19 protein-coding genes are annotated in these 20215 nt (G+C 67.0%); 8 read left to right on the top strand and 11 right to left on the bottom strand.

What is annotated here, in order from left to right; genetic code table 11:
* Positions 1–18 precede the first annotated feature (18 nt).
* The 8 genes from AC07O3_RS01835 to AC07O3_RS01800 are packed head-to-tail and all read left to right on the top strand — an operon-like array spanning position 19 to position 9415.
* Positions 19–975: a tripartite tricarboxylate transporter substrate binding protein gene (locus AC07O3_RS01835; protein WP_093058993.1), complete on the top strand. Its 957-nt coding sequence runs from the start codon at positions 19–21 to the stop codon at positions 973–975.
* Positions 972–2258 (top strand): 3-isopropylmalate dehydratase large subunit, encoded by a 1287-nt coding sequence (locus tag AC07O3_RS01830; protein ID WP_495338438.1) that lies wholly within the window; start codon positions 972–974, stop codon positions 2256–2258. The genes AC07O3_RS01835 and AC07O3_RS01830 overlap by 4 nt, the downstream gene beginning before the upstream one ends.
* Complete coding sequence (locus AC07O3_RS01825; protein ID WP_495338437.1) at positions 2255–2776, top strand: LeuD/DmdB family oxidoreductase small subunit; 522 nt, start codon at positions 2255–2257, stop codon at positions 2774–2776. The genes AC07O3_RS01830 and AC07O3_RS01825 overlap by 4 nt, the downstream gene beginning before the upstream one ends.
* Complete coding sequence (locus tag AC07O3_RS01820) at positions 2769–4481, top strand: hydantoinase B/oxoprolinase family protein (RefSeq protein ID WP_426392770.1); 1713 nt, start codon at positions 2769–2771, stop codon at positions 4479–4481. Before AC07O3_RS01825 ends, AC07O3_RS01820 begins: the two co-directional genes overlap by 8 nt.
* A complete protein-coding gene (locus AC07O3_RS01815) occupies positions 4478–6532 on the top strand; it encodes a hydantoinase/oxoprolinase family protein (RefSeq protein ID WP_495338436.1) in 2055 nt (684 codons plus the stop codon). The genes AC07O3_RS01820 and AC07O3_RS01815 overlap by 4 nt, the downstream gene beginning before the upstream one ends.
* Complete coding sequence (locus AC07O3_RS01810; protein ID WP_495338435.1) at positions 6529–7143, top strand: cysteine hydrolase family protein; 615 nt, start codon at positions 6529–6531, stop codon at positions 7141–7143. Before AC07O3_RS01815 ends, AC07O3_RS01810 begins: the two co-directional genes overlap by 4 nt.
* Positions 7140–8555, top strand: a complete 1416-nt coding sequence (locus AC07O3_RS01805) for an FAD-dependent oxidoreductase (RefSeq protein WP_495338434.1) — start codon at positions 7140–7142, stop codon at positions 8553–8555. The genes AC07O3_RS01810 and AC07O3_RS01805 overlap by 4 nt, the downstream gene beginning before the upstream one ends.
* On the top strand, positions 8552–9415 hold the full coding sequence (locus AC07O3_RS01800) for an isocitrate lyase/PEP mutase family protein (protein WP_093176785.1): 864 nt from the start codon (positions 8552–8554) through the stop codon (positions 9413–9415). The genes AC07O3_RS01805 and AC07O3_RS01800 overlap by 4 nt, the downstream gene beginning before the upstream one ends.
* A gap of 1 nt (position 9416) precedes the next feature.
* Here the strand turns inward: AC07O3_RS01800 and AC07O3_RS01795 are convergent, their stop codons facing one another.
* From AC07O3_RS01795 to AC07O3_RS01745, 11 genes are all read right to left on the bottom strand, one after another.
* A complete protein-coding gene (locus AC07O3_RS01795; protein ID WP_495338433.1) occupies positions 9417–10328 on the bottom strand; it encodes an acyltransferase domain-containing protein in 912 nt (303 codons plus the stop codon).
* Positions 10325–11200: a triphosphoribosyl-dephospho-CoA synthase MdcB gene (gene mdcB / locus AC07O3_RS01790; RefSeq protein ID WP_495338432.1), complete on the bottom strand. Its 876-nt coding sequence runs from the start codon at positions 11198–11200 to the stop codon at positions 10325–10327. The genes AC07O3_RS01795 and mdcB overlap by 4 nt, the downstream gene beginning before the upstream one ends.
* Complete coding sequence (gene mdcG / locus AC07O3_RS01785) at positions 11197–11883, bottom strand: malonate decarboxylase holo-[acyl-carrier-protein] synthase (RefSeq protein WP_495338431.1); 687 nt, start codon at positions 11881–11883, stop codon at positions 11197–11199. The genes mdcB and mdcG overlap by 4 nt, the downstream gene beginning before the upstream one ends.
* A 9-nt stretch (positions 11884–11892) precedes the next feature.
* The gene (locus tag AC07O3_RS01780) at positions 11893–12594 is read right to left on the bottom strand and encodes a biotin-independent malonate decarboxylase subunit gamma (RefSeq protein ID WP_495338430.1); all 702 of its coding nucleotides are present in this window, start codon (positions 12592–12594) and stop codon (positions 11893–11895) included.
* Positions 12591–13487, bottom strand: coding sequence for a biotin-independent malonate decarboxylase subunit beta (locus AC07O3_RS01775; RefSeq protein WP_495338429.1), 897 nt, complete (start codon positions 13485–13487; stop codon positions 12591–12593). The genes AC07O3_RS01780 and AC07O3_RS01775 overlap by 4 nt, the downstream gene beginning before the upstream one ends.
* Entirely contained in the window at positions 13484–13813 is a 330-nt protein-coding gene (gene mdcC, locus AC07O3_RS01770) for a malonate decarboxylase acyl carrier protein (protein WP_371127418.1), read from the bottom strand. Before mdcC ends, AC07O3_RS01775 begins: the two co-directional genes overlap by 4 nt.
* 12 nt (positions 13814–13825) lie before the next feature.
* Entirely contained in the window at positions 13826–15508 is a 1683-nt protein-coding gene (gene mdcA, locus AC07O3_RS01765; protein WP_093078234.1) for a malonate decarboxylase subunit alpha, read from the bottom strand.
* Between the two features lie 11 nt (positions 15509–15519).
* Positions 15520–16284 carry a malonate transporter subunit MadM gene (madM, locus tag AC07O3_RS01760; RefSeq protein ID WP_093059033.1) on the bottom strand — a complete coding sequence of 255 codons (765 nt, stop codon included), beginning with the start codon at positions 16282–16284 and terminating at the stop codon, positions 15520–15522.
* Between the two features lie 5 nt (positions 16285–16289).
* Positions 16290–16706 (bottom strand): malonate transporter subunit MadL, encoded by a 417-nt coding sequence (gene madL / locus AC07O3_RS01755; RefSeq protein ID WP_093059008.1) that lies wholly within the window; start codon positions 16704–16706, stop codon positions 16290–16292.
* A 145-nt stretch (positions 16707–16851) separates the two neighbouring features.
* On the bottom strand, positions 16852–17766 hold the full coding sequence (locus AC07O3_RS01750) for a LysR family transcriptional regulator (protein ID WP_093078231.1): 915 nt from the start codon (positions 17764–17766) through the stop codon (positions 16852–16854).
* Positions 17767–18069: 303 nt separating this feature from the next.
* Positions 18070–20172, bottom strand: coding sequence for a type IV pilus secretin PilQ (locus AC07O3_RS01745; protein WP_495338428.1), 2103 nt, complete (start codon positions 20170–20172; stop codon positions 18070–18072).
* Positions 20173–20215: the final 43 nt, after the last annotated feature.

Raw genomic sequence — 20215 nt, 5'->3', positions numbered from 1 at the left:
TCCCTGGAGACACAACACATGAAAAGACGCGACATCCTCCTCTCGTCGCTGGCCGCGGCATGGGCCGGCAGTGCCTTTGCACAGATCGGCAATGCGCCGGTGCGCATCCTCGTCGGCGCGCCCGCGGGCGGCTCGACCGACACGCTGGCACGCTCGCTCGCCGTCAGCATGGGCCCGGCACTCGGCCGCACGGTCATCGTCGAGAACCGGCCGGGCGCGGGCGGCAACATCGCCGCCGATGCGGTGGCCAAGGCTGCGCCCGACGGCAACACACTGCTGATGAGCTTCACCAGCCACGCGATCAACGCCACGCTCTACCCGACGCTGCCCTTCGACCCGGTGAAGGACTTCACCGCGCTCACCTGCGTGGCGACCTCGCCCTCGATCCTCGTCGCGCACCCGTCGGTGCCTGCGAAGGACGTGCGTGAGCTCATCGCGCTCGCCAAGGCAAAGCCGGGCCAGCTCAACTTCGCGATCGGCGCGGTGGGCTCGTCGCTGCACATGGCGGGCGAGGCTTTCAAGATGCAATCGGGCGTGAACATCGTGAACATCCCCTACAAGGGCACCGCGCCCGCCGTGCAGGACGTGCTCGCCGGCCAGGTGCAGCTGATGTTCGCGGCCGTGGGCAACGTCAAGGCGCACATCCAGGCCGGCAAGCTCAAGGCGCTGGGCGTGACCACGGCGAAACGGCTGCCGGCCTTTCCGAATGTTCCGGCGATTGCCGAGGCGCTGCCCGGCTACGAATCGAGCGCATGGTTCGGCCTCTTCGGCCCGGCCCGCATGCCTGCCGACCGCGTCAAGCAGATCGGCGACGCGGCGCGCCATGCACTGCAGCAGGCCGACATGCGCCAGCGCCTCGATACCGAGGGCGCGATTCCGGTCGGCAACTCGTCCGAACAGTTCTCGGCCTTCGTGCAGAGCGAGATCGTGCGCTGGGCCGAGGTCGTCAAGTTCTCGGGAGCCAAGCCGGAATGACATCGATGGCTCCAACCCGCGCGCCAGCCCTGACCCTGGCGCAGAAGCTCATCGCACGCGCGAGCGGACGCGAGCGGGTGTCCGTGGGCGAGATCGTGACCTGCGGCGTCGACATGGCGATGTTCCACGACTCCTCGGGCCCGCGGCGGCTGCAGCCGATGCTGGAAGAGCTCGGCGCGCAGATCTGGGACCGCTCGCGCGTGGTGCTCGTCATGGACCATTACGTGCCCGAGCGCGACGACGATTCGCGCCGCATCGTGCGCATCGCACGCGACTGGGCGCGCGACCAGAAGCTGCCGTACGTGTACGACAGCCAGGGCATCTGCCACGTGGTGGTGCCGCAGCACGGCCACATCCGACCCGGCATGCTGTGCGTGGGCGGCGACTCGCACTCGCCCACGGGCGGCGCTTTCGGCGCCTACATGTTCGGCATCGGCAGCACCGAGATGCTGGGCGTGATGGTCACCGGCGAGATCTGGCTGCGCGTGCCCGAGACCATCCGCATGTGGTGGGACGGCGCGCTGCCCGCGGGCGTGACCGCCAAGGACATGATGCTGCACATGATCGGCCGCTTCGGCATGAACGGCGGGCGCTACCAGGCGGTCGAGTTCGCCGGGCCTGCGGTCGCTGCGCTGTCGATGCAGGAGCGCATGACGCTCTCCAACATGAGCGCCGAACTCGGCGCGCAGGCCGGATTGATCGCGCCCGATGCGACCACGGCGCAATTCCTGGCCGAGGCCGGCGCGCCGCCGGTGGACATGGCGCCCTGGTTCACCGACGACGATGCCGCGCTCACGGACCACCGCTTCGATGCGTCCACGCTCGAACCGTACATCGCCGCACCGCACAGCCCGGCCAACGCCCACGGCGTGAGCCGGTACGCGGGCACGCGCGTCGACGTGGCCTACATCGGCGCCTGCACCGGCGCCAAGCTCGACGACCTGCGCGCCGCCGCGCAGGTGCTGCGCGGCCACAAGGTGGCGAGCGGTATCCGTCTCATCGTGGCGCCCGCCAGCCTGCGCGACCAGGAGCAGGCGCGCGAGGAAGGCGTGCTGCAGGTGCTGATGGATGCCGGCGGCGAACTTTTCCCGACGGCCTGCGGCGCTTGCTCGGGCTACGGCGACCCGATGGGCGACGACATCACCGTCATCTCGACCACGGCGCGCAACTTCAAGGGCCGCATGGGCTCGCCGACTGCACAGGTCTACCTGGGCTCGCCCTACACGGTGGCGGCGGCCGCATTGCGCGGCTGCGTGACCGATCCGCGCGAGGTGCTTGCATGAGCGCAACCAAAGCGATGCACCGCGTCTGGCGCCTGGGCGCCGACATCGACACCGACCTGCTCGCGCCGGGCCATGCCATGAAGCACGGCATCGACATCATCGCGAAGCACTGCCTCGAAGCCATCCGCCCCGACTTCGCCGCCGGCGTGCAGCGCGGCGACGTGCTGGTGGCCGGGCCCAACTTCGGCATCGGCTCCTCGCGCGAGCAGGCCGCCGCCGTGCTGGTGCACCTGGGTGTGACGGCAATCGTCGCGCCCTCGTACAGCGGCCTGTATTTCCGCAATGCCTTCAACGTGGGCCTGCTGCTGCTGACCTGCGCCGAGGCCGAGACCTTGAGCGAAGGCGAGCAGATCGCCCTCGACACCACGGTTCCCGAGATCGTCGCAACCGGCCGCGGGCGCCTGGCCTGCGAGCCGGTGCCCGGATTCCTCATGGACATGGTCCGCGCCGGCGGATTGATGAACCAGTTGCGCCAGCGCTCTGGCCGCCCCGCCTTCAAGAAAGCCCCCGATGCATGATCCTTCTTCCGCCACAACCCTCGACCCCGTCACGCTCGCCGTCCTGCGCGGCCGCCTCGAACAGGTGGCCGACGAGATGGACGCCACGCTCTACCGCAGCGCCTTCAATCCCATCATTGCCGAGGCGCACGACGCCTGCCACGGCCTGTACGACGCGGCGAGCGGCGACACGCTGGTGCAGGGCAAGTCGGGCCTGCCGGTGTTCGTCGGCGCCATGGCCTTCGCGGTGCGCGCCACCGCCAAGGCAGCCGAGCCGCGCGGCGGCATGAAGGACGGCGACATCTGGATCAGCAACGACGCCTACGACGGCGGCACGCACGCCAACGACTTCAAGCTGGTGAAGCCGTTCTTTCGCAACGGCAAGCTCTACTGCTACATGGCCTCGGCTGCGCACTGGCACGACGTGGGCGGCGCGGTGCCCGGCAACTACAACCCGGCCGCCACCGAGTGCTGGCAGGAGGCCGTGCAGATTCCGCCGGTGCGCATCGTGCAGGGCGGCGTGCTCGATGCGGACGTACTCGCGATCCTGCAGGCCAACACGCGCCTGCCCGACAGCCTCTGGGGCGACCTGAACGGACAGCTCGCCGCGCTGGAGCTCGGCGAGAAGCGGCTGAACGGTTTGCTCGACGAGTATGGCGACGACCTGGTGCTCAACGCGCTCGGCGAACTGCGCAGCCGCGCGCTGCGCCTGATGCGCTCGCACATCGCCTCGCTGCCCGATGGCCGCTACAGCTTCCAGGACGTGCTCGACAACGACGGTATCGTGAACGAGCCGCTGACCATCGCGCTCGACATGACGGTGGCCGGCGACCGGCTGCTGCTCGACTTCTCGCGCACCTCGCCGCAATGCGCGGGGCCTGTGAACATCTCGCGCGCCACGGCGGTGGCCGCCTGCTACGTCGCGCTCAAGCACCTGTTCCCCGATGTACCTGCCAATGCCGGCGTGCTCGATGCGGTGGACTTCAACATCCCCGACAAGCTCGTGATCAGCTGCGAGCGCCCGCGTCCGGTCGGCGGCTACACCGAAACCATCTTGCGCATGATCGACGTGATCTTCAGCGCGGCGGCGCAGGCCGACCCGACGCGCGCGGTGGCGCAGGCCTACGGCACGATCAATGCGCTGTCGATCGCGGGCCACCGCAGCGACAAGGGTCGCGAAGGCCAGCGCTGGGTGATGTTCAGCTTCTTCGGCGGCGGCCATGGCGGCCACTCGGGCGGCGATGGGCTCTCGCACGGCAATGCGCCAATCTCGACCGCGACGATTCCGCCGCTCGAAATTCTCGAAGCCGCCTACCCGGTGCGCTTCACCGAATGGTCGCTGCGCGCCGATTCGGGCGGCGATGGCCGGCATCGCGGCGGCCTCGGCGCCGTCTACGAAATCGAGCTGCTGGAAAAAGACGCCGAAGTGTTCGTCTTCGGCGAGCGCGGCACCTCACCGCCCAAGGGCATCGCGGGCGGCGGCGAAGGCGCGGTCAACAAGTTCAGCTACGAGAACGCGGGCGAGTGGCACACGCCGCCAATGGTGTCGAAGATGCGCGGCATCCAGCTCACGCGCGGCGAGCGCGTGCGGCTCGAAACGCCCGGCGGCGGCGGCTGGGGCAGCGCCGCCGAGCGGCCTGCGCAACAGCGCGAGGCCGACAGCGCGATGGGCTATGTGACAACCGGCAGCCCCACCGGCGGCAGCAAGAAGAAGGCGTCCGAATGACTTCCAATGGTAAATCCCTTGTCGTCGGCGTCGATGTCGGCGGCACCTTCACCGACCTCTTCGTGCTCGACGAAGCGAACGGCACGGCGCGCATCGTCAAGGTGCCCTCCACGCGCGGCGAAGAAGCGCGCGGCTTCATGAACGGCGTGGCGCGCGTGGCCGACTCGGCCGCGGCCATCGCCACCATCGTGCACGGCACCACGGTGGGCACCAACGCGCTGCTCGAACGCAAGGTGGCGCGCACCGGCATCATCACCACGCGCGGTTTTCGCGACGTGCTGGAGATGCGCCGCCGCGACCGGCCCGAGACCTGGGGCCTGCGCGGCAGCTTCACGCCGGTGGTGCCGCGCGACCTGCGCCGCGAAGTCGACGAGCGCGTGCTCGCCGACGGCACGCTGCACACCGCAGTCGATCTGGACCAGGTGCGCGCCGAAGCACACTCTCTGCTCGACGCCGGCTGCGAGGCCGTGTGCGTGTTCTTCATCAACACCTACGCGAACCCCGAGAACGAGCGCCTGGCCGTCGCGGCAGTGCGCGCGCTCTGGCCCAACCCGCACGTCACCTCGGCCAGCGAAGTGCTGCCCGAGATCCGCGAGTTCGAGCGCTGCTCGACCGCCACGCTCAATGCGGCGCTGCAGCCCGTGGTGGGCGGCTACCTCGCGCGGCTCGAATCCGACCTGCGTGGCCAGGGCTTTGCCGGCGAGCTGCTGGTGGTGCAGAGCAACGGCGGCGTGATGTCGCGGCAGACCGCGAGCGACCTGCCGGTGCGCACGGCGCTGTCGGGCCCGGCGGCCGGCGTGATCGCCTGCGCGGCCATTGCGCGCGCGGCGGGCTTTCCGAACGCGATCACCGGCGACATGGGCGGCACCTCGTTCGACGTGTCGCTGGTGGCGAACGGCGAAGCCGCATTGGCCGCGCAGACCGCGATCGAGTTTGGCATGGTGATCCGCTCGCCGATGATCCAGATCGAGACCATCGGCGCCGGCGGCGGTTCCATCGCCTCGGTGGATGCGAGCGGCATGCTGCAGGTCGGCCCCGAGTCGGCCGGCAGCGTGCCGGGGCCGGCCTGCTACGGGCGAGGCAACATGCGCCCGACGGTGACCGATGCGAACGTGCTGCTGGGCCGCATCGCCGCCGATCGCCCGCTGGGTGGAGGACTGCTCGCGGCGCTGGATGCGCAGAAGTCGCGCCAGGCGATCGAGGAGCACGTCGCCCGGCCACTCGGCCTGGACGTGCATGCGGCCGCGGAAGCCATCCTCACCGTGGCCAATGCGCGCATGGCGGGCGCGATCCGCCTCGTGTCCATCGAACGCGGCCACGACCCGCGTCGCTTCGCCTACATGCCTTTCGGCGGTGGCGGTGCGCTGCATGTGTGCGCGATGATGCGCGAGGTGGGCGTCGCGACCGGCATCGTGCCGCGCTATCCCGGCGTGACCTCGGCCCTCGGCTGCGTGATCGCCGACATGCGCCACGACGCGGTGCAGACCCTCAACAAGCCTTTGACCGAGCTCGATGTGGGTGACCTGCAGCGTCGCATCGACGAACTGGCCGCGAGCTGCCAGCAACGCCTGGATTCATCGGGCGTGCGCTTCGACGAGGTGCGCGAGGTCATCGCACTCGACATGCTCTACGCGGGCCAGACGCACACGCTGCCCGTGGTGCTCGCCGACGCGGGCAAGGCGCCGATCACGGCCGCATCGATCCGCGCCGCGTTCGAGGCCAGCTACACCGCCGCATTCGGCCGGGTGCTCGAAGGTATCCCGATCCGCGTGATGAACCTGCGCTATGCACGCATCGGCGTGCGACCGAAGTTCGACCTGAAGGTGCTGGCACCCGAAGGGCGAGGCAGCATCGTGCCGCTGGGCACGCAGCGCGTGTTCCACCACGGCCAGTGGCATGAGGCCGTGCGCTACGCGCGGCTCGAACTGCCAGTGGCTGCGCGCATCGAAGGCCCTGCAATCCTCGAACAGGCCGACACCACCGTGTGGCTCGAACCCGGATTCCACGCCGAGGTCGACGCGCACGGCAACCTTCTGGTGAGGCTGTCATGAGCACAGGCAAGACATCCGTTGCAGCGAAGACCGCGCTGGTCGTCATCGACCTGCAGAACGACTTTCTCGATGCCAACGGTGCCTATGCGCGCGGCGGCGACACCAATCCGCCGGCGCTGCTGCTGCCGGTGCGCGTGGCCGAGATGGCGCGCGCACTCAAGGCGGCGGGTGGCCTCGTGGCCGCAAGCCAGTTCACGCTGTGGCCGGACGCGGCCGGCGAGCCGATGGTGTCGCCGCACCTCAAGGCGATGCGCCCTTATCTGAAAAAGGGCGACTTCGCGCCCGGCAGCTGGGGCCAGGCGAACGTCGACGCGTTGACCGGGCTGGTCGACGTGACGGTGAGCAAGGTCGCGTACTCGGCCTTCTTCAACACACAGCTCGACTGGGTGCTGCGCCACGCCGGCATCGACACGGTGGCGGTCTGCGGCATCGTCACCAATGGCGGTGTCGCGAGCACCGTGCGCGATGCGCACATGCGCGACTACCGCACGCTGGTGCTGTCCGATGGGTGCGCGGCCTTCGGCGAAGAACGCCACCAGACCTCGCTGGCCGACATGCGCAACGTGGCCGAGCTGACGGACTGCTCGGCATTCATCGCATCGCTCGCATGACGACAAAGCCTCCGCGCCACATCCGTCGCGCCGCGCAGGTCGAGGCCGAAGTGCACGTGCCGGTGGCCATCGTCGGCGGCGGTGCCTGCGGGCTCACGACCGCACTGATGCTGAGCGATGCGGGTGTGGCCTCCGTGGTGCTGGAGCGCGACACGCTGCCGAGCGGATCGACCGCGCTGTCCTCCGGCTTCATCCCCGCGCCCGGCACTCGCGCGCAGCGAGCGCATGGCGTGCATGACGACAGCGCCGGGCGCTTCGCCGCCGACATCCAGGCCAAGGCCCATGGCCAGGCCGCGCCTGCACTGGTCGAGGCCTATGCGGCGTCCATCGGTCCGGCACTCGATGCGCTGCAGGAACGGCACGGCCTGCAGTGGATGCTGCTCGACGGCTTTCTCTATCCGGGTCACAGCGTACATCGCATGCATTCGCTGCCGCAGAAAACCGGTGCGTCGCTGATGGCGGCCTTGCAAGCGGCCGTCGAAGCGGCGGGCATTCCCGTGCTGACGCAAGCGTTGGTCGATACATTGGTACTCGATGCCGAGGACCGCGTGATCGGCGCCGACTACTTGCGCCCCGATGGCAGCCGCGAAACGCTGGCCTGCGATGCGCTGCTGCTCGCCTGCAATGGCTTCGGCGGCAACGCGGAAATGGTCCGCACGCTGCTGCCCGAGATGGCCGAAGCCACCTTCGGCGGTCACGCCGGCAACGACGGCAGCGCGATCCTGTGGGGCCAATCGCTGGGCGCACGTCTGCGCGACCTCGGAGGCTACCAGGGCCATGGCTCGTGGGTCACGCCGCAAGGGGCCCTGATGTCGTGGGCCGTGATGATGGAAGGCGGCGTACAGCTCAACTGCGAAGGCCGGCGCTTTCACGACGAGACGCTGGGCTACTCGGAGGCCGCGGTGCACGTGCTCGCACAACCGGGCGGCATTGCCTGGAACGTGTTCGACACGCCGCTGCTCGCACTGGCGCGGGGCTTCCCCGACTTCTGCGAGGCTGAAGCGGCGGGCGCGTTGCGCCGCTGCGAATCGGTGGCTGCGCTGGCGGATTGCATCGGCTGCGAGCCTTCCGCGTTGCAAGGCACGTTCGACGCCATGCGCGCCAGCACGCCACCGCCCGATGGCCGCGTGTTCGCGCGCGCGCTCGAAGCGCCGTACTTCGCAGTGAAGGTCACGGGCGCGCTGTTCCACACCCAGGGCGGCCTCGACACCGCGCCCGACATGCGCGTGCTGCGGCACGACGGCACGCCCTTCGCCAACCTGTTCGCCGCCGGTGGCGCGGCGGGCGGTGTTTCTGGCGATGAGGTGTGGGGTTATCTCTCCGGCAACGGCCTGCTGAGCGCGGTGGCCGGAGGCTACATCGCGGCGCGCACCGCCGCTGCATTGATCCATTCGACGAAAGCGTCTCCATGACGAACCCTTCCTTCAAGACCCGGCTCGCGCGCCACGACATCGTGCTTGCGCCCGGCGTGTACGACGCGCTCAGCGCCCTCGTGGCCGAGCGGGCCGGTTTCGAGGCGCTCTACCTCTCGGGCGCCTCCATCGCCTACACGCGCCTGGGCCGCTCCGACGTCGGCCTCACCACCTACACCGAGGTGGCCGATACCCTGGCCCGCATCACCGAGCGCGTGAGCCTGCCGGTGATCGTCGATGCCGACACCGGTTTCGGCAACGCGCTCAACACCCAGCGCACCGTGCGCGGCTTCGAGCGCGCGGGCGCGGCGATGGTGCAGATCGAAGACCAGACCTTTCCCAAGCGCTGCGGCCACCTCGACGGCAAGGCCGTGGTGCCCGAGCGCGAGATGGTCGGCAAGCTCAAAGCCGCGCTGGACGCGCGCACCTCGAGCGACACGCTGATCCTCGCGCGCACCGATGCGGTGGCGGTCGAAGGCCTGGAGGCCGCGCTCGACCGCGCCGAGGCCTACCTCGCCTGCGGCGTGGACGCGCTCTTCATCGAGGCGCTGCGCTCGCCCGAGCAAATGGACGCGGCCTGCCGGCGCTTCGGCGACCGGGTGCCGCTCCTGGCCAACATGGTCGAAGGCGGCAAGACGCCGATCCAGGACGCGGACGCGCTGCAGAAGCACGGCTTTCGCATCGCGATCTTTCCGGGCGGCACGGCGCGCGCGGTGGTGCACACGCTGCAGGGCTACTACGCGAGCCTGCACCAGCACCGCACCACGCAGCCGTGGCGCTCGCAGATGCTGGACTTCGATGAACTCAACGAAGTGGTCGGTACACCAGATTTGATACGCAACGGGCAGAAGTACGAATGAGCTAAGCCGCTGTCATGCATTTCTGAACGTAGCGCGCAATGGCTTCCACGCTACGAAACTCGTCTACGGAGCGTGCTGGCGTATCGGCGTACCGGCCGTTCCACATGCGCGCCAGTGCCCGCCCTGGACCAATCTCGATCACGCATGCCACTCGTCGCCCGGCGATGCTTTCCATGCATTCGTCCCACCGCACAGCGTGATCGATCTGCCTGGCCAACGCGTGCTTGAGTTGAGGCGGCTCGGCAACGCGGCCCGCCACATCGCTGAAGAGAGGAATTCCGGCAGCATGAAACGCCAGCGGCGCAATGTGCGCAGCAAAGCCCTGCGCCGCCGCAGCCATCCATCGCGTATGGGATGCCACCTGCACATTGAGAAGCAAAGCGTGCGCGCCCTGGCGTTGCGCCGCTTCGACTGCGAGCGGCAGCACGACTTGCAGGCCCCCGAGCACAACGCTGTCGATGCCGTTTCTTATGGCGACGGCCAGATCGAATTCCTCGCACAGCCGTCCAAGCAGCGATTCGGTCACCCCGCTGACACCCATCAGGCCTGTGGAATTCGATTCACCAGCACAGTCCATCAGCGCTGCGCGGCGATGCGCCAGCTCAAGGGCCGTGTTCGCATCGAAAACGCCAGCGGCCGAGAACGCCGCCAGTTCGCCAACACTGTAGCCAGCCGCCGCCGCTGGCGCTGGAAGACATGGGGCAAGCTGGGCCCACGCAGCCAACGCCAGGCCTGTCAGCAGAACCTGGGCATTCGCATTGCACCCTGCCCAGACGGGATCTTTTACGCATGCTCTCCAGTCGTCGATGCCGAGCAACTGCTGCATGGCGTGCACCGTTTCATCATTCGCGAGCCAGGGCAGCATGTCGGGGTGCTGCATGCCCTGGCCCGAAAAGACGATGGCGTAGCTCATTCCGCCACGCCGCAGATGCGCTGCATCCAGCACGCTGCGGCCAGGGTATCAGCAGCGCCACCAGGCGACAGACGGAGCGCGACGAAGTCACGGTGAACCGTGTGTGCGGCTTCCATGCCCCCCTGCCCTGCTGCACCGCCCTTCGCAAGAAAATCGCGCGCTGCCTGCTGTGCGTTGCGCAGGCCCTGAATTCCGCCGCGGTGCGCCAGGTTGCTGTCGTCCAGTACAGCCATGACGGCGAACAATGTATCGACACGCGCCTGCTCCGGGCTCAGACCGCGCCGCACTGAACGAAAAAGTGTCGGAACGGCTGTGTCGAACAACACCGGAAATCCAAGCGCGGCCTCTTGCGATGCGCTTCGCAATCCATGGCGGCGGGCCGCGATGCCGCCTGGCAAAGTGGAAATGCGGTGGCTGCGGGCCTGCAACGCATCGCCCCAATGCCGACGCAATGCAGCCCGCAATGTGGCTGGACGCGCCGGCTCGCCGTCGCGCCGCGCCGCGCCGGCGGCGGCACAGAGCAGGCCCAAGGTAAAGACGGCGCCACGGTGTGTGTTCACGCCACCCGTCGCCTCCAACATCCGCGCCTCAGCGGCAATTCCACAAGCTTCCAGTGCCTTGAAAGGCGCATGCGCCTGGCCCAACTCAGCGATCTGCACGAAGTAGTGCCGCAGCGCGATGAGGCTTCGCATGAAGGTGTGTGCGTCCATGTCGTCATGACTGCCGTTGTCGACGAAGGACACCAGTCCTGGCTTCGGTGCCAACGCCAGCTCGTCGTACAGCGCCAGCGTTGCCGCGCAGCCGATTGCATGCGATGAAGGCGAGGAAGAGAACGCTGTCGAGACGCGGGCGAGAGGTAGCACGGTGCTCATGCCGCAAGACCCATCTCTTGATTGTCTTCGGGCACGAAGGCGTTTGTCTCCAGCCGGGCGCCGCACACGTGCTTCACCAGCACGCTGCGCGAATGGCCGGCCCGCCAGGCGCTCCACTCGCGCCAATTGACCGCGCTGCCGTCGCGAAAGACAAGTTCGCCATCAAGCCGCAACCGCCCGGGTGCCTGGGCCTGCAGACAGGCAGCCACGAAGTCCGCGTGGCGTGCATCGTCGACTGCAATCCACAAGTCCAGATCGGATCCCGGATGCACGTACCGCAAGCCCGTGAGTTGTTGCCAACCATAGCTGCCGTAGGCGCGCACCTGCACGCGCTCCATTTCGAACGCTGTCGCCAACCTGTGCCAGGCCGCGCGCGCATCGCGCGGCAGCAAATGCAGCACCTCGTTTGCGCGCGGAAATTCACCGAAGCACAGGATGGCCGAACGCGGCACCTGCAAGCCGAGCCGGCGGCGTCCCCAGTGAGTTGGCGCGGGAAGGCCGAGCGAGACAGTCTCCTCCTGCGCAGTTGCAAGCTCGTGCTGGCGTGTCACCACGAGCGGAAGGCCTCGCTCTGCCCAGTGCGCGATGCACGCCTTGCCCTCGCTGTCCCATGGGCGGGCCAGCACTTGCGTCCAGCCCTGGGCGGACAGGTGAGCGAGCCGATGGCGGCGCAGCAGCTTCATGCCAACACCTCAGGCAGCATCGAGCACACGTTGCGCCACGTCGGCGGCGAGCTTGCGGCCGCCGCGCAAGGCGCCATCCTTGGCACGTCGGTCCTCGCCTGTCGCTTCGGACAACGCAGCACGCAACGCCACCTGCAGATTGCCCTCCCAGAGGGCGCGCACTCCGCCCATGGCCACGTAGTTGCCGACACCGGGGGCAAACACAGGATTCGATTCGGAAAGCTCAGTGAGCATGGCCTCCGGCAACTTGGTCACGCGTGCCATCGCAGGGATGCGCATGACACGGATTTCCGCCTCAGGCAGCGCATCGCAGGCATCGGCGATCAGTCCCGAGGTGATGAAGCCACCCGACAACGCCTGGTCGTACACCAGTCCAATCACTCGATGCCCATTCCGCCGCGCAAGGTCAATGCACATACCGAGGTGCGCCATGGCGCGATTGATACCGAGCAATTCGTCGCGTCGGCGCAGCTGCTGGCCCTGGGTATCGATAAGCAGCAGGATCGGTCGACCCGGATGCTGCGAGATCGTGTCAAGCACCACGCGGGCTTGCGCCAACGCGAGCCGAACGCCGATCGAAGCATGATTCGTTGTCCCGATGACCGTGAGCAACTCGCCCTCGAACAAGACCTCCCCCTGGAGAAAATCCCCGACCTCACGCATGCCGTGGAAAGGGCCGAAAAGTTGCGTGACCAACGTGTTCCATTTCATCTTTGTGCCTCCGTGACCACGCGCAAGGCATGCATGGCGGCCACGTCAATGTCGGGAATGCGCTGCGCATCGGCCACGCCCAGACGCTGCCAGAGCGCCATTGCGTCGTCCAGGTCATCGCTGGGTGGCGGCATATCGCGCAAGCGCGCGCTCAACAGCGCGTGTTCGGTCTCCAGCAATGCCGACGTGACCGGCTTCGCGGCCGAGAGCGCGCAGATGGCCGCCTCGCGGAAGGCCTGCACATCGTCTTCGACGAGCTCGTCGCAATCGCCTGTCAGCCAACGGTGTTTGCCGCCGGTGGTACGCCACACCAGGGCGCGGTCGCGCGAATCGAACTCCTCCACACCGTAGGAAGCCTCGATCACCTCGGGGCCGGACATGGCCAGCCGGCCGCTGTCGCTCATCACGATGTAGTCGGTGCAGCGCGCGACGATGCCCATGCCGCCGAAGCAGCCGTTCGCGCCGCCGATCAGCGTGATCACAGGGATGCCCGCCGCACGCACGTCGAGCACCGAACGCATCACCTCCGACACTGCAATCAGGCCGGCATTGGCTTCGTGCAGCCGCACTCCACCGGACTCGGCCAGCAGCAGCACGGCCGTTGGCCGATCGCGCAGTGCGCGCTGCAGCAGGCCCACGAGCTTGGCGCCATGCACCTCGCCAACGCCGCCGCCCATGAAGGCGCCCTCCTGCGCGGCAACGAAGACCGTGCGACCGGCCAATGTGGCGCGGCCGATCGCAACGCCATCGTCGAAAGCACAGGGCACACCCAGTTGGGCAAGGTGCGGGCTGGTCAGCCGCTCGGACGGCGGCAGCCACTCGTGGAAGCTGCCCGCATCCAGCAGAAGGGCCAGGCGCTCACGCGCCGTGCATTCGGCATAGCTGAGGCTCATGACGATGCTCCCGGCAGTTCGGCCACGGCCTGGCCGAGCCGCAGGCCCACCACTGCGGGGGTGGCGCCCATGTCATTGATCGAGATGCGGATGCCTCCGAGCGGATGCCGTTCGTGAAAGTCCGCCAGCACGGCCCGCCAGATGGGTTCGAAGCCGCGCGCCGAGGTCTCGATGCGCACGGTGCAGTCATCGCCGGCAGCGCTCTCGAGCATCACCTCGAGGTTGCCCGAGCCGACCACGCCGACCAGGACTGGCGCAAAGGTGTCCGCGATGCGCTGCCCGGGGAAGGAAAAGTCCAGGATTTCGAGTCCTGCTGGAATGCTCATGATGGTTGTTTCCTACCAGTTCCTGAATCGTTGGGGCGGCTGGTACAGCCCACCCGAGGCGCGCACGATGTCGCGCATGCTGCGTGCGGCCAGAAGGTTGCGCGTGGCGTCGCGCGGGTCGATGCCCAGATCCTCCGGCCGGCGAATCACGCCGCGGTCGCGCAGGTTCTCCACCGCGCGCTTGTCGCGCCCCAGCCCGACCGCCGTGTAGCCCGCTACGCCTCGGATCGCCTGCTCGCGCTCTGCATCGTTGCGGCACAACAGCAGGTTGGCGATGCCTTCCTCGGTAAGGATGTGACTCACGTCGTCGCCGTAGATCATGATCGGCGGCAGTTCCATGCCCGACTGTTCCGCCAACTGCCATGCGTCCAGCCGGTCGACGAAGGCGGGCTGCATGTGCTCGCGGAAGGTTTCGACCATCTGCACCACCAGCTTCTGGCCACGCGGCGTGCCGGCCGCGCCGCCGCGGCCCGCGCGCGCTTCCTGGCCCGCCTTGAGCCAGGCCGGGCTCGTGTGGCGGCGACCGCGCGCGTCGGCGCCCATGTTGGGCGCACCGCCGAAGCCCGCAATGCGTCCCAGCGTGGCGGTCGAGCTGTTGCCGTCGAGGTCGATCTGCAGCGTCGACCCGATGAAGAGGTCGCAGGCGTAGTGCCCTGCGGCCTGGCAGAACGCGCGGTTGCTGCGCAGCGACCCGTCCGGGCCGGTGAAGAACACGTCGGAGCGCGCGCGGATGTAGTCCTCCATGCCCAGCTCGGAGCCGAAGGAATGCACCGATTCGACCCAGCCTGCCTCGATCGCCGGAATCAGCGCGGGATGCGGGTTGAGCGCCCAGTGCTTGCAGATCTTGCCCTTGAGGCCGAGCGACTCGGCATAGGTCGGCAGCAGCAGCTCGATCGCTGCCGTGTCGAAGCCGATGCCGTGGTTCAGGCGCTGCACGCCGTATTCGGCGTAGATGCCCTTGATCGCCATCATGGCCATCAGCACCTGAATCTCGCTGATCTGCGCCGGGTCGCGCGTGAACAAAGGCTCGATGAAATTGGGGCGCGGCGCTTTCACCACGAAGCTCACCCAGTCCGCCGGTATGTCGATGCGCGGCAGCGTGGTGGTGCGGCCATCCACCAGCTCGTTGACCTGCGCGATCACGATGCCGCCGGAAAAAGCGGTGGCTTCGACAATGGCGGGAGTGTCCTCGGTGTTGGGGCCGGTGTAGAGGTTCCCCTCCGCGTCCGCGGCATGGGCCGCCACCAACGCCACGCGTGGCGTGAGGTCGACGAAGTAGCGCGCGAAAAGCTCCAGGTAGGTGTGGATCGCGCCGATCTCGATGCGCCCGGCCGACACCAGCTTGGCCAGGCGCGCGCCCTGCGGCCCCGAGAAGCTGAAGTCCAACCGGCTCGCCACGCCGTTTTCGAACAAGTCCAGGTGTTCGGGCAGCGCGAGCACCGACTGCACCATGTGCAGGCCGTGCACCCGCGCCGTGTCGACCTGCACCAGCGCTCGGGCCAGAAAGTCGGCCTGCTTCTGGTTGTTGCCTTCCAGGCAGACCCGGTCGCCCGGCTCCAGCACGGCCTCCAGCAGCGTGCCGATCGCTTCGGTGGCCACCAGCTTGTCCTGGCGCTGCGTGCCAAGCGCCTGCGCGGCGCGGGCCAACCGGCCCGCGCGGTTTTCGGTCCTGGTGTTCCAGTTCATGCGATCCATTCGTCCATTCCTCAACCCATCACCGCCTTGACGGCAAAAAACAGCACGGACGGGCCCAGAAGGCAACCCAGTCCGGTATGGAAAGTAGCGACCAGCGCACCGTAGGGCACCAGCTTGCGATCGGTGGCCGCGAGGCCGGCCGACACGCCGCTCACAGTGCCGGCAAGGCCGCCGAAGACCATCGCCGAGCGCGGCGTCTTCAGGCGCAGGAAGCGTGCGGCCATCGGGGTGCCGACCATCACGAGGATGGCCTTGACCAGGCCGGTCGCGATGCTCAGCGCCATCACGTCGGGGCTGGCACCGATGGCCGCCCCCGTGACGGGGCCCACGATGTAGGTGACGGCTCCGGCGCCGATCGTTGTCATGCTGACCGCGTCGGAGTAGCCGAAGCTCCAGGCGATCGCCGCGCCCACTACAAAAGGCAGCAGCGTCCCGAGCAACAGCGAGATCACTCCGATGAGCCCCGCCTGGCGAGCTTCGGTCACCTGCACTTCAAAGGCCGTGGCAACAATCGCGAAATCGCGCAGCATGGCCCCGCCCATCAGGCCGATGCCTCCAAACAGCGACATATCGGCCAGGCCTTTGTGGCCCCCGGTCCGGGTGCCGCCCCAATAGGCGAGGATGAGTCCGATCACGATGGCGATGGCCGATCCGTGCACGCGCCCGAAGGTCAGGCGGCGCGAGATCTGGCCGGAAAGCAGCACGATCAGCCCCACGACCATGAAGGCGCTGACCAGGCCGTTCTGCAAGGCCGCTTTTTCGAGGATTTCAAGCATGGCGCTCATTCCGCCTCGTTGAGAAGAGGGTTGTCGTTGCGCACCGGCTCGGCCTGCGAGCTGGCGACCGGATGCTCCATGCGATTGATCAGCGAGATCACCACCGCGCAGACGGCAACGGCCGCCAGCGCCGAAAGTAGTGCGACAGGTCCACCGCGCAACGCGGAAACCATGTCCTGCTGCGCCGCCATGGCGACCACCACCGGGATGTACATGGCGCCCCAGTACTCCACGCCCAGTTCGGTCAGCTTGGGCAGGATGCCCTTCCTGTGCATGTAGATGCGCGCCGTGATGAGCAGCAGCATCGCGATGCCCACGCCGCCGACGTTGGTCTTTACGCCCAGCGCCTGACCCAGCAGGTCGCCTAGAAAAATGCCCAGCAGATGGCACAAGGCCAGCAGCGCGGTGCCGTAGATGATCATGGGTTATGTCTCCGGAGTGACGGCGCGCGAGGGGCGCTGTTCCTGGAGACGTACGGTATCGGCTTGCCCGGCCGCAATCAATTAACGGCAGTCGACGACAGTTACTCTCAGCGAAACGATCGAGGGTGCCAATGCGATGGCGCGCTCAGGCCAGTTCGGCTCTGGCGCTCCTGCATACCGCGAGCAGCGCAAGCAGGTTCGGGTCGCGCTCGCGTGTACGCAGGAAGCTGACTCCCAAGGTCTGGCGCATCAGGTACTTGGGCGCCAGCGGAATCAGTTGGACCTTCTGCGAGAACAGGTCGCGCACGCGCCCTGGCAGCAGCGTGTAGCCAATGCCGCCGCTGACCAGGTTCATCAGCGAGAAGATGTCGCCGGTCTTCATCACCACGTTGGGAGTGAAGTTCGCCACGCGAAAGGCCTCCACGAATCCGTTGTAGGTAGCGAACCCCTCCTTGAGGCTGACGAATTTCTCGTCGGAACATTCGCTCAGATCGACGCAATCGAGCGTGGCGAAGCGCGATCCCATAGGGGCCGCGAAGTAGATGTCGTCTTCGAACAGCGGCTCCGAAACGATGTCGCCAGCCTCTTCCGGGACCGCCATCAGCGCCGCATCGACGGCGCCGTCGCGAATTTTCTGCAGCAGATCCGCGTTGGAGCCGAGTACGAGCTCGGTCTCAAGGCTGGGCTTGCGCACCTTCATGTGGACGAGGACCGCGGGCACAGTGCGGATGGTCAGCGAGTAGAGCGACCCGATACGGATGCGATCGGCCGAGTAGCCGGCGACCTCGCGCGTGGAGCGGATGCCCGCGGACATGGTGTGCAGCACCTCACGCGCCACTTCGGCCAGCGCATGCGCGGCTTCGGTGGGATGAAGGTTGCGACCCTCATGACGAAACAGTGCGCAGCGCACGCCGACTTCCAGAGAGTGCAAGGCACGGTGAACGCTCACCGTGCTGACCTCGAGCCGCTCGGCCGCGCGCGCGAGATTGCCGGTTTCCATGAACGCGATCAGCGTCTCAAGCTTGCGGAAAGTGATTTCTTCGTCGACACGGGCGTGCATGATGGTCTCGCAGATCAGTCCACATCCTAGCCCTTTGGTGCGCTCGGCCGGCCTGGCGCTCCAAGGACGCGGGCGTGCAGTGAACTTTCTGGCCCCCTCGGAGTACGCACCGGAGGCAAAGTTGATGGCATGGCCGCGCCGGGCGTTCGTTCGAAGGATCGGCATTCACGCTGGAGAGGTCGGGATGTTCATCAAACCGCTGCCTGCTTGCGCCATGCCGTCCGAACCAAAGTACAGGACGCATCGATGCACAGGGCCAGGTGACTGCCGACATTAATTTCTCGCACCTACATCGCATCGCGGCTAGCGGGCCGCATTTCGATCGGTAATCATCTTCGGGGTGATGAAGATCAGCAATTCGCTCTTCTTGACCTCGCGGGTGCGCGATCGGAACAGCACCCCGACATAAGGCAATTCGCCGAGTACCGGTATCCGTGACTCGTCGTTCGTTTCCGACAGTTCGAAGATCCCGCCGATCACGACAGTCCCTCCGTTTTCTACGAGCACTTCGGTCTGAACGTGCTTCGTGTTGATGGCATAGCCGGCGGTGGTCGACTGGCCGACGGAATCCTTGTTCACATCCAGCGTCAGGATGATGTTTCCTTCTGGCGTGATCTGCGGTGTGACCTCGAGCCTGAGATTCGCCTTCCTGAAGGAGACCGAGGTCGCACCGCTCGACGTGGCAGACTGGTAAGGAAGTTCCGTCCCCTGTTCGATCAGGGCCTTGGTTTGGTCGGCCGTGACGACCCGAGGGCTCGCCACGACCTTGCCCTTGCCGTCTTCTTCCAGCGCGGATATTTCCAGATTCAGGATCTTCGACATGCTGGAGTTGTAGAGCGAAACCGCGAAGGTCCCCGTGGAAGTGCCACTGGAACTGCTGGCCGGCAGGTTGACGAAGTTGCTGCTGGAGGTCGACGAGTACGACACGGTGCCGTCGCTGCTCGTCGTCGCCTGGGTGCCGATCGAACTGTTGCTGCCCTTGGACGATCCACCCAGCTTGACGCCCAGCGATTTGCTGAAAGTGTCCGATGCCTCGACGATGCGCGCCTCGATCAGTACCTGTCGCACCGGCACATCGAGCTTCTGGATCAGCTCGGCGACCTGCTGAAGCCGCGAGGGGATGTCCGAGACAAAGAGCTGGTTGGTGCGCGCCTCGGCGATCACACTGCCGCGCGGACTCAGGATGCGTGTGGGCGTACCTGAGCCGCCCCCCCCACCGCCACCGCCACCGCTACCCGTCAGGCCTTGCACGAGGGTCGCGGCCTTGGTGTAGTTCAGCTGAAACGACTGGGTACGAATCGGCTCCAGGCTCTGTATGGTGGCCTGCGCTTCGAATTCGAGCTTTTCCTTGGCATTGATTTCATCCTTGGGCGCGATCCAAAGCACGCCGCCGTTCTTGCGCACGCCCAGGTTCTTCGCCTGCAAGATGATGTCCAGGGCCTGGTCCCAGGGCACGTCCTTCAGCCGCAGCGTCAGTGCGCCGCTCACCGAGTCCGAGGTCACGATGTTGAAGTTCGTGAAGTCGGCGATCACCTGCAGCAGCGAGCGGATATCGATGTTCTGGAAGTTCAGCGAGAGCTTCTCGCCGCTGTAGCTCACGCCCTGCGTGAGCTTGGTCGGATCGACCTTGCGCGGGCGCACTTCCACGACGAACCGGTTCTCGCTCTGGTAGGCGCTGTGCTCCCAGTCGCCCTTGGGCTCGATGGTCATGCGCACGCGATCATCCGATTGCTGCACCGTCACCCACTGGACGGGGGTGCCGAAATCCGCCACGTCCATGCGGCGGCGCAAACCTTCGGGCAGCGTGGACTTGGTGAATTCGACGACCAGGTTCTTGCCTTGCTGCCGAATGTCGACGCCCACCTGGCTGTTGGCCAGATCGACGATCACGCGGCCGGCGCCGTCCGAGCCCAGGCGGAAGTCAACGTCGCGCAGCGGCAAGGTGTCCCTGCTGCGGTTCTCCGCAAAGGTGGAAGACATGGGCGCGTTGAGCGCCGCACCGGCGACAGGACCGAGTGACACGAGCAGCGAGTTGCCCTGAACCTGGGTCGTGTAGGTCGTTGCCTGTTTGAGATTCAGCACCAGGCGCGTGCGCTCGCCGGCCTGCGCCACGTTGACGGAGCGCAGATTGCCCTGGTTGATTTCGATGGGCGCGCGGCCAACGCCGTTCGTGACGCCGGGAAAGTCAAGGGCGATGCGTGCAGGCGACTGGATGGTGAAACCCGTCGGCGCCGTGGCAAGCGGCTGGGAAAAATCGATGCGGATGACCTCTGCACCGGATTGCACCGAAGACGTGACCGATTCGATCACGTTTTGCGCCTGGGCTGCTGCTGCGCCTCCCCACACGCAGAGCAGCAGACATGCGGTACGCAGCCATCGCGCGATGGCAGATTGTTGTTCGTTCACGTTGGGCCTTTTGTTACTGCAGCGATCGGGAAAAAATTGATCA

The organism is Variovorax sp. GW821-FHT09D05, from assembly GCF_059416325.1.
The sequence above is the reverse complement of the archived record's forward strand: the minus strand, read 5'-3'. Positions and strand labels throughout refer to the sequence as shown.

Bases quoted from the DNA above. Each gene is read 5' to 3' on its own strand.
- AC07O3_RS01835 (WP_093058993.1), top strand. From the start codon at position 19: ATGAAAAGACGCGACATCCTCCTCTCGTCGCTGGCCGCGGCATGGGCC.
- AC07O3_RS01830 (WP_495338438.1), top strand. From the start codon at position 972: ATGACATCGATGGCTCCAACCCGCGCGCCAGCCCTGACCCTGGCGCAG.
- AC07O3_RS01825 (WP_495338437.1), top strand. From the start codon at position 2,255: ATGAGCGCAACCAAAGCGATGCACCGCGTCTGGCGCCTGGGCGCCGAC.
- AC07O3_RS01820 (WP_426392770.1), top strand. From the start codon at position 2,769: ATGCATGATCCTTCTTCCGCCACAACCCTCGACCCCGTCACGCTCGCC.
- AC07O3_RS01815 (WP_495338436.1), top strand. From the start codon at position 4,478: ATGACTTCCAATGGTAAATCCCTTGTCGTCGGCGTCGATGTCGGCGGC.
- AC07O3_RS01810 (WP_495338435.1), top strand. From the start codon at position 6,529: ATGAGCACAGGCAAGACATCCGTTGCAGCGAAGACCGCGCTGGTCGTC.
- AC07O3_RS01805 (WP_495338434.1), top strand. From the start codon at position 7,140: ATGACGACAAAGCCTCCGCGCCACATCCGTCGCGCCGCGCAGGTCGAG.
- AC07O3_RS01800 (WP_093176785.1), top strand. From the start codon at position 8,552: ATGACGAACCCTTCCTTCAAGACCCGGCTCGCGCGCCACGACATCGTG.
- AC07O3_RS01795 (WP_495338433.1), bottom strand. From the start codon at position 10,328: ATGAGCTACGCCATCGTCTTTTCGGGCCAGGGCATGCAGCACCCCGAC.
- mdcB (WP_495338432.1), bottom strand. From the start codon at position 11,200: ATGAGCACCGTGCTACCTCTCGCCCGCGTCTCGACAGCGTTCTCTTCC.
- mdcG (WP_495338431.1), bottom strand. From the start codon at position 11,883: ATGAAGCTGCTGCGCCGCCATCGGCTCGCTCACCTGTCCGCCCAGGGC.
- AC07O3_RS01780 (WP_495338430.1), bottom strand. From the start codon at position 12,594: ATGAAATGGAACACGTTGGTCACGCAACTTTTCGGCCCTTTCCACGGC.
- AC07O3_RS01775 (WP_495338429.1), bottom strand. From the start codon at position 13,487: ATGAGCCTCAGCTATGCCGAATGCACGGCGCGTGAGCGCCTGGCCCTT.
- mdcC (WP_371127418.1), bottom strand. From the start codon at position 13,813: ATGAGCATTCCAGCAGGACTCGAAATCCTGGACTTTTCCTTCCCCGGG.
- mdcA (WP_093078234.1), bottom strand. From the start codon at position 15,508: ATGGATCGCATGAACTGGAACACCAGGACCGAAAACCGCGCGGGCCGG.
- madM (WP_093059033.1), bottom strand. From the start codon at position 16,284: ATGCTTGAAATCCTCGAAAAAGCGGCCTTGCAGAACGGCCTGGTCAGC.
- madL (WP_093059008.1), bottom strand. From the start codon at position 16,706: ATGATCATCTACGGCACCGCGCTGCTGGCCTTGTGCCATCTGCTGGGC.
- AC07O3_RS01750 (WP_093078231.1), bottom strand. From the start codon at position 17,766: ATGCACGCCCGTGTCGACGAAGAAATCACTTTCCGCAAGCTTGAGACG.